Below are 8,199 nucleotides of genomic sequence, written 5' to 3'. Positions count from 1 at the left end.
GAGAATCACAAAGATGAGCGTAGTTATGACGATTCGAGATTTTTTTGATGTCCAATTCCCCCGGATTTGATCTGAAAGTGATTTAGCAAAGCAGTTTAGGAATATTTTGCTCTCGATCTGTTGACTCCTAAAGACTTAACCAACCTATGACTGTTTAACCGGATTTGATATCATTTGTCAATCCGAATAGCTAATAGCTAATTGTATTATTTATGATTAGCTATTAGCCATTACCTACTAAATATCCATCTTCCTCAGCTCTTCCGCAAGAGTATCTACAGTGAAGCGAATTTGCTCATCTGTATGATTACAAGTGATAAAAAAACGTAGTCTGGCTGCATTGTGTGGCACAGACGGATAAAACATAAACGGTACATTAATCCCTCGCTTAAATAAATTTTGGGATAATAGTACAGACTTAATAGACTCACCCACAATAATAGGTATAACTGGAGAATCTTTACTCATACCAGTATTCAGACCTCGTTCGCGAGCGCATTCCAAAAATAGTCGAGACCTTTCTTGCAATTGTCTCACCCTTTCAGGTTCCGCCTTCAACAAACGAATAGCGGCTAATACTGATGCTGCATCTGGTGGGGAAATACCTACACTATAGACAAATCCTGGAGAAGTATATTTAAGATATTCTACTAATGCTTTGCTACCAGCAATATAACCACCACAACTAGCAAAAGATTTACTTAAAGTACCCATCCATAGATCGATATCATTGGGGTCAACCCCAAAGTATTCACTAATACCCCGACCATGCTTACCAATAGTACCGATAGAATGAGCCTCATCTACCATCAGAAAAGCTTTGTAACGTTGTTTAATCTCAATAAATTTAGGTAAATCTGGAATATCACCATCTGTACTATATACACCTTCTATAGCAATAAGTATTCGTTTATAACGATGACGGCGATCGCTCAATAACCTATCCAAAGCTTGCCAGTCATTATGAGGAAAAGCAATAATAGTTGCTCCCGATAATAAACAACCTTGGAAAATACTATTATGGCTCAAAGAGTCATGGAGAATTAAATCATTTTGCCCAAACAAATGACTAATAGTAGTTACATTAGTCGCATGACCCCCGACATAAACAATACTATCCTCAACGCCAATAAAATCAGCAATTTCTCTTTCCAATTCCTGATGTAATGGCTTTTCTCCTGATAATAACCTACTGGCAGAAACAGAAGTACCATAGCGATCGATAGCTTCCTTAGCAGCATTAGATACTAAAGAGTCACCACACATACCTAAATAATTGTAGGTGGCATAATTAACCAATTCCCTACCACCTATAACTGTGGTATTATTATTAATCCGTTCTTGAGGTATAAAAAACGGGTTACCAATACCTGTAGCATTAATTTCTGCCATTTGCTTTTGCAGTTGCAGATATTCTGGGTATAGGTCGAAGTTATAATACTCTAAAGGAATTTCTTCAGTTTCAATAGTTGGATTAGAAGTTGAGACCTCAGCCTCATCTTCTAATTTTTTGTGAATATTTGGCCCTGTATCCTGGGTGGTATCCTCCACTAAATATTCAGCTAAAGCTTCAATAGTAGGATAATCCAATAATAGAGTTGGAGGAAGTCGCCGACCGAGGAGATTTTCTAGTTCTCCAGAAAGATTGACCACTTCAATTGAGTTAAGACCATAATCAGTAAAATCCCGCTCAATATCTATCTCATTGGTTTCCAGTTCTAGCCGTTCAGCTAATTGGGAGACCAACCAGGACTTAATATTATCTCTGACTGGAGATGATTGTGGGACTTGCAAGGCAGGGTCTTGATCGTTCTTCACTAAAGACAGATTTTGGCTGTCTTGCTCATTCATAAGCTGGTTCAACAGTTTCATTGTTCACTCCTGCACCACGTTAAAATTGCTTGTCACTTAGTTTTGTCTTGTAGCTTATATGCAATAGCACATATTGGGGTCAAAAATCCCCCTGGAAAATCAGAAATTTGGCTTCTGATTTATTGGGAGCAACTTTTAACTTGTGACAATTACCTGAAATAGCTAACTATTTCAACTGATTGACCACCCCAAAAAAACACTGGGGAAGGCATGATGGTTATTGTGTCACGATCTTATACGAAGTAGGGATAACCAGCCATTAGAAGTTATAAGTCCAGTAGTTATAAGTCCAGTCCAGTAGACTGTTTGCTCTTAAATGGTGCATTAGGGAGTAGGGGAGTAGGTAGGGACGTTGCATGCAACGTCCCTACGGGAGAAAGATTGTTGTTGGGTTTATCCTGCGGATAAGCTGCGAAGATCGTCCCTCAACCCAACCTAAATCTATTGCACCAAATTAGATGAAACAGTCCACTACTGGACTTTTAGATTTAATCGGCAGAGCAATACATAAGGTGGCTATGCGTAAGTCCTATAGTTGTTGGGTTTATCCTATGGATAAGCTGGCGCTAACGGTTCCTCAACCCAACCTACCACTCTGACTTCAATAAAACCTTATTTATTCAAATATTTGTAGAGTTCCGGCTAAAAAGCCTTCGCGACAAGCATAACGCTGAACTTTTCCACTAGAAGTTTTGGGAATAGCTCCCGGTTTAAGCAACAGGATCTGATAAATCTGTAAATCGTGATTTCTTGACACAGACCGTTGGATAGATTTAACTAAGTCCTGAGAGTTATCAACATTTTCCGTATCAGACTTACCATTACGCTGACTAAAAAAATCAAGCTTTACCAAGCCAACAGATTCATTAGTGGAGTTATACTTTTGACTTTTGACTTTTGACTTTTGACTTCCATGAAGCAGTTGGCGAAAGTTACGTTCCACCTCCGCCACTACTACTAAATGTTCTTCTCCAGCAACCTCTACTGAAAACCCGGCCACACAACCTGGTCTAATCATGGGATGACTTTGCTCGACTGTCCATTCAATGTCTTGGGGATAGTGATTCCGACCATTAATAATAATCACATCCTTCAGACGACCTGTGACAAATAACTCATTCCCCTCTAAAAATCCTAAATCTCCAGTTCTCATAAATGCTCTTGGTGTTAGAGCATCTGTGATAAAAGCTTCAAAAGTTTGCTTTGTTTCTTCTGGTTTGCGCCAATAACCCTCAGCAATGCTTGGCCCTGATACCCAAATTTCTCCAACTTCACCCTCAGCACAGAGAGTTAATTTTTCTGGATGGACAATTTTAATCTGTTGGTCTGGCAAAGTTTGACCACAACCTACTAATGTTTTTGTTCCTTCTGTTTCAGAAACTAAGACGATCTGGTTTTGTTCTAATGCGTTAGTCGCAATAGTAGTTTGAACTGGTGGAGCAAGTTTATCGCCTCCAGAAATTATCAGAGTAGCTTCTGCCATCCCGTAACAAGGATAAAAAGCTTCTCGACGGAAACCACAAACTTCAAAAGTTCTGGCAAATCTTTCTAAAACTTGGGCACTAATAGGTTCAGCACCATTAAATGCTAGTTCCCAACTACTTAAGTCCAAATCTTGCATCTGTTCGGCCTTAATTTTACGGACACACAGATCGTAGGCAAAGTTAGGTCCACCGCTGGTAGTCCCTTGATGTTGAGAAATAGCTTGTAGCCAGCGCACCGGACTTTGTAGAAACATTAACGGAGACATTAAAACTACTGGAAATGCTCCATATAAAGGTTGTATTATTCCACCAATTAAACCCATATCGTGATATGGAGGCAGCCAAATTACTCCTTTACTTTCTACAGAATGTCCAAAACATTGATGAATCAGACTGGAGTTATGCAAAAGGTTACTGTGAGTAATCATTACCCCTTTTGGCGTGGCTGTGGAACCAGATGTATATTGGAGGAAGGCAAGGGTATTTTCGTTGATATTAGGTTCTAGCCATTTTTCTGCAAAATTGTCTGGAATATAGTCAGTGGCCAACCAACCTAAACTATTCAATTCTGGGGTTTCTGAGGCGCGACGTTCTAGGGTGGAGATGATAGATTTAGTTGTTAGAGCTACTTTGGCCTCTGTATCCCTAATAATTGTTTGAATACGGGCCAGGGAGCGATTTGGTCTAGGGGGATAGGCAGGAACTGCAATAATTCCAGCATAAAGACATCCAAAAAAGGCGCTAATATACTCTAGTCCCGGTTGATAGATGAGTAAAGCACGTTCTCCTGGTGGACATACTGATTGGAGATAGGTAGCGATCGCTCGTGAATGTTGTTCTAGTTGTTGATAGGTGAAGCTAATTGTGTCTGTTTCTCCATCTACTAAAAAGGTATAAGCTATTTGTTTGGGATTTTCGATAGCTCTGTTTTGTAATAAATCTACTAATGTTTTAATTTTTTTATCTATAATATTCATTTGATTTTTGATAGAAAAAGCTAACAATAATTAAGAAAGACACGAGAGCAATTTTAACGCAGATTTAGGGGGGAATAAGTAGCCAAGTGTATTAGATTTTTTTTGGTAATAAAACTACTATAATAAATACTAAGATTAGTTTAAACATAATCATGTTTTGAAAAGGATAAAAGCAATGAATCTAATTAAAGAATTTGAGGGAAAAGTTACTCTAATTACAGGAGGTAGTTCAGGTATTGGTAGAGTTACTGCCCTAGCTTTTGCCAAAAAAGGAGCAAAGGTAGCGATCGGCAGTCGTAGGGAAAAAGAAAGTCAAGAAACAATAGCAATGATTGAAGAAATAGGTGGCGAAGCTATCTTTGTGAAAACAGATATTACTCAAGCTACTGAAGTTGAAAACTTAGTTAATCAAACAATTAATACTTATAATCGTTTAGATTATGCCTTCAATAATGCAGGTACAGAAGGCATATTAGGACCTAGTATTGAACAAACTGAAGAAAATTGGAATCAGATTATTAATACCAATCTTAAAGGAGTTTGGTTATCAATGAAATATCAAATTCCACAAATGTTAAAAAATGGTGGGGGAGCAATAGTAAATAATGCTTCTATATTTGGATTAGTTGGTGTTCCTAATGGTTCAATTTACTGTGCTAGTAAACATGGTGTAATAGGGTTAACAAAAGCTGTTGCTTTGGAACAAGCTGAAGCAGGTATTAGAATTAATAGTGTTTGTCCTGGTGTAATTCAAACGGATATGAATGACCGTATTTTTGGCAAGGATGATGATAGTGAAGGTAAAGTACAAATGGCAGCAGCACACCCTATTGGTCGTTTAGGTAAACCAGAAGAAGTAGCTAATGCTGTTGTTTGGTTATGCTCCGATGCAGCTAGTTTTATTACAGGTCATTCCCTCACAATAGATGGTGGTTATACTGTGAAATAGTTGTAGTTATATTTCCTGGTTAGGTCTATAATTTGCACAAATCTGTAATAACCGCATTAATTTATGATTTCCAGTATAACAGGACTTATGCACTGACAACATATATAGGGTTTCGCTCAGTTACGCTACCGCGCTTCACACCCTACCAATAGGATTCATGGGTAAGTCCTGTATAAATTAATCTGAGGTTGTCAAACTATGGTCAATTTGTAGTTAAAGTCTGAAATAAAATGACACAACAACATATAACCTTAATTACTGGTGCAAGTCGGGGAATAGGTTACTCTACAGCAGAATATCTGGCGCAAAAAGGACATCTAGTAATTGGCCTGGCACGTCACACTCCTGAAAAGACCTTTCCTGGTGAATTTTTTACAGTCGATCTGAGCGATCGCCACGCCACAACAGAAACTCTGGCTAATTTAACCAAGCAGTATGCTTTTGATGGAGTGGTAAATAATGTAGGAATAGCACACCCAGAGTTATTAGAAGAAATAACACTAGATAATTTCGATGCAGTTATTGACTTAAATTTGCGTGTTGCTATCCAAACTGTGCAAGCAGTGGTGCCATTAATGAAGGCAAAAAAGTGGGGCCGTATTGTTAATCTTTCCAGTATCGCTGCTTTGGGAGCGCAAAACCGTGGCACTTATGCTGTCAGTAAGGCCGGAATGATTAGTTTCACTCGCACTTGGGCCTTGGAGTTGGTCAAGAGTGGGATAACTGTTAATGCTGTTGCTCCTGGGCCTATTGACACATAATTATTTAGATATTATTACCCATCAGGAAGTGAAGTGGAAAAGCGCTATTTAAGGGGGGTGCCAATAGGGCGCTTTGGTAAACCTTCGGAGGTAGCTGCAAGCATTGGCTTTTTCTTTTCAGAAGAGGCAGGTTATATTACTGGGCAGACTCTTTTTGTAGATGGTGGTTGCAGCATTGATGTACATCCTTATTACAAGGCAAGATAACGAAGTCAGAAGTCAGAAGTCAGAAGTCAAACGAAGTCAGAAGTTAGAAGTTAGAAGTTAGAAGTTAACCCACCCCTCGCCCCTCCCCCTCCCAGGAGGGGAAGTAGGGGATGCGTGAGCAACTCTCCAAAAATATTGCGCCTTAAAAGGCGGGGTTTTAGACCCATGTTATTTTGATAAATTATTTACTCTCAAGAAAATGGCAGAACAACACATTACCCTCATTACTGGTGCAAGTCGGGGAATAGGTTTGTCTACAGCAGAATATCTGGCGAAAAAAGGACACCTAGTAATTGGCCTAGCACGTCACGCTCCAGAAAAGACCTTTCCTGGTGAATTTGTCACAGTTGACTTGAGCGATCGCCATGCCACAGGAGAAACTCTGGCTAATTTAACCAAGCAGTATACTTTTGATGGAGTGGTAAATAATGTAGGAATAGTACACCCACAACCACTAGAGGAGGTGACACTGGATAATTTCGAGGCAGTTATTGACTTAAATTTGCGTGTAGCGATACAAGTTGTTCAAGCAGTAGTGCCATCAATGAAGGCGAAAAAGTGGGGTCGTATTGTGAATATTTCTAGTATTGCTGCTTTAGGAGCGCAAGACCGCACCAGTTATACAATAGCAAAAGCTGGAATGATTAGTTTGGCTCGCACTTGGGCTTTGGAGTTGGTCAAGAGTGGAATAACTGTTAATGTTGTTGCCCCTGGGAGAATAGAAACAGAAATTGGTAGGCGCATTTTTCCAACCGGAAGTGAAGAGGAAAAGCGCTTAATTGGTGGGATACCAATGAGACGTGCTGGTAAACCTTCGGAAGTAGCAGCAGCTATTGGCTTTTTCTTTTCAGAAGAGGCAGGTTATATTACTGGGCAAACTCTTTTTGTAGATGGTGGTTGTAGCATTGATGTACATCCTTATTACAAAGCAAGATAAATTATTGATTCAAATTTACAGTAAAATTTTAAGAGTAATCTAATTCAAAAGGTAGAAAATCAAGATAGAATGCTTGATGATTAACTGTTGAAAAATTATCAATGACTCAAAATATCTTATATCCCTGGAAACAAGAAACTATAATTCGCCATACTCAAAGACTGTTATGGAGCTATAAATATTGGACTGGTAAATCTCTACTGGATGTAGATGGAACACCGGAATTTATGGCTCAAGCATTATGGGTAGCTCCATTTGTTATTGCTTCTCATGGTATGGAAGAAAACCCGATCTTCAATTATGGTAATCAGCAAGCGTTGGATTTGTGGGAAATGAGTTGGGAGCAGTTTACTCATACCCCTTCTCGTGAAACAGCAGAACTTCCAGAGCAGGAAGATCGCCAGCTATTACTGACCCAGGTAAAAACTCAAGGTTATATTAGTGGTTATCGGGGGATTCGTATTTCCAGCACAGGTAAACGGTTTTGGATTTCAGATGTTACCGTCTGGAATCTTCTAGATGAAAATCAACAGCAATGTGGTCAAGCTGCTACTTATCAGCAGTGGGAGTATATTTAGTAGTAATCAATTATGATTAAGTAGACCGTGGTAAATTTTGTCCGTTATGTATCAAATTGTAAATCAGCTCAAAAATCAGTTATATCAGTTATTTGAGGCATTTTGTGACGAAATATGCAACGTCTTTTTTTTAGCTTGCTCTACTTATCTAGGCAAGAAAATATTAGGTATTTTAAACTCTATTTTTTGTGTAATGCTTGATCATTAAGAGACTGGAATGATACAATCTTAAATTGATAAGTTTTTTGAAGTTTTTATGCAATAAAAAAACTATAAATCCCAAACTATAAATACTAAGATTAGTTTGAACATAATCATGTTTTGAAAAGGATAAAAGCAATGAATCTAATTAAAGAATTTGAGGGAAAAGTTACTCTAATTACAGGAGGTAGTTCAGGTATTGGTAGAGTTACTGCCCTAGCTTTTGCCAAAAA

General features: G+C 38.6%; 5 protein-coding genes and 1 pseudogene. 4 read left to right on the top strand and 2 right to left on the bottom strand.

From position 1 onward, the window contains the following. Positions 1 to 237 precede the first annotated feature (237 nt). Positions 238 to 1,851, bottom strand: a complete 1,614-nt coding sequence (locus F6K13_RS08510) for an aminotransferase class I/II-fold pyridoxal phosphate-dependent enzyme (protein ID WP_240041661.1) — start codon at positions 1,849 to 1,851, stop codon at positions 238 to 240. A gap of 637 nt (positions 1,852 to 2,488) precedes the next feature. Further along, entirely contained in the window at positions 2,489 to 4,333 is a 1,845-nt protein-coding gene (locus F6K13_RS08505) for a fatty acyl-AMP ligase (protein WP_287287204.1), read from the bottom strand. A gap of 175 nt (positions 4,334 to 4,508) precedes the next feature. On the opposite strand from F6K13_RS08505, the gene F6K13_RS08500 reads away from it, so the two are divergent. The 4 genes and pseudogenes from F6K13_RS08500 to F6K13_RS08485 all read left to right on the top strand — a co-directional run bounded on the left by F6K13_RS08500 (position 4,509) and on the right by F6K13_RS08485 (position 7,765). Further along, the gene (locus tag F6K13_RS08500) at positions 4,509 to 5,282 is read left to right on the top strand and encodes an SDR family oxidoreductase (protein WP_124155463.1); all 774 of its coding nucleotides are present in this window, start codon (positions 4,509 to 4,511) and stop codon (positions 5,280 to 5,282) included. 230 nt (positions 5,283 to 5,512) lie between these two features. Continuing rightward, positions 5,513 to 6,250 (top strand): annotated as a pseudogene (locus F6K13_RS08495) (SDR family oxidoreductase). A 199-nt stretch (positions 6,251 to 6,449) separates the two neighbouring features. Beyond that, complete coding sequence (locus F6K13_RS08490; RefSeq protein WP_287287203.1) at positions 6,450 to 7,187, top strand: SDR family oxidoreductase; 738 nt, start codon at positions 6,450 to 6,452, stop codon at positions 7,185 to 7,187. Between the two features lie 101 nt (positions 7,188 to 7,288). Further along, positions 7,289 to 7,765 (top strand): MEKHLA domain-containing protein, encoded by a 477-nt coding sequence (locus F6K13_RS08485; protein WP_287287201.1) that lies wholly within the window; start codon positions 7,289 to 7,291, stop codon positions 7,763 to 7,765. Positions 7,766 to 8,199: the final 434 nt, after the last annotated feature.

The organism is Okeania sp. SIO2B9 (assembly GCF_010672505.1).
In the GTDB taxonomy this organism is placed as follows: Bacteria; Cyanobacteriota; Cyanobacteriia; order Cyanobacteriales; family Microcoleaceae; genus Okeania; species Okeania hirsuta.
The sequence above is the reverse complement of the archived record's forward strand: the minus strand, read 5'-3'. Positions and strand labels throughout refer to the sequence as shown.

Bases quoted from the DNA above. Each gene is read 5' to 3' on its own strand.
- F6K13_RS08510 (WP_240041661.1), bottom strand. From the start codon at position 1,851: ATGAATGAGCAAGACAGCCAAAATCTGTCTTTAGTGAAGAACGATCAA.
- F6K13_RS08505 (WP_287287204.1), bottom strand. From the start codon at position 4,333: ATGAATATTATAGATAAAAAAATTAAAACATTAGTAGATTTATTACAA.
- F6K13_RS08500 (WP_124155463.1), top strand. From the start codon at position 4,509: ATGAATCTAATTAAAGAATTTGAGGGAAAAGTTACTCTAATTACAGGA.
- F6K13_RS08490 (WP_287287203.1), top strand. From the start codon at position 6,450: ATGGCAGAACAACACATTACCCTCATTACTGGTGCAAGTCGGGGAATA.
- F6K13_RS08485 (WP_287287201.1), top strand. From the start codon at position 7,289: ATGACTCAAAATATCTTATATCCCTGGAAACAAGAAACTATAATTCGC.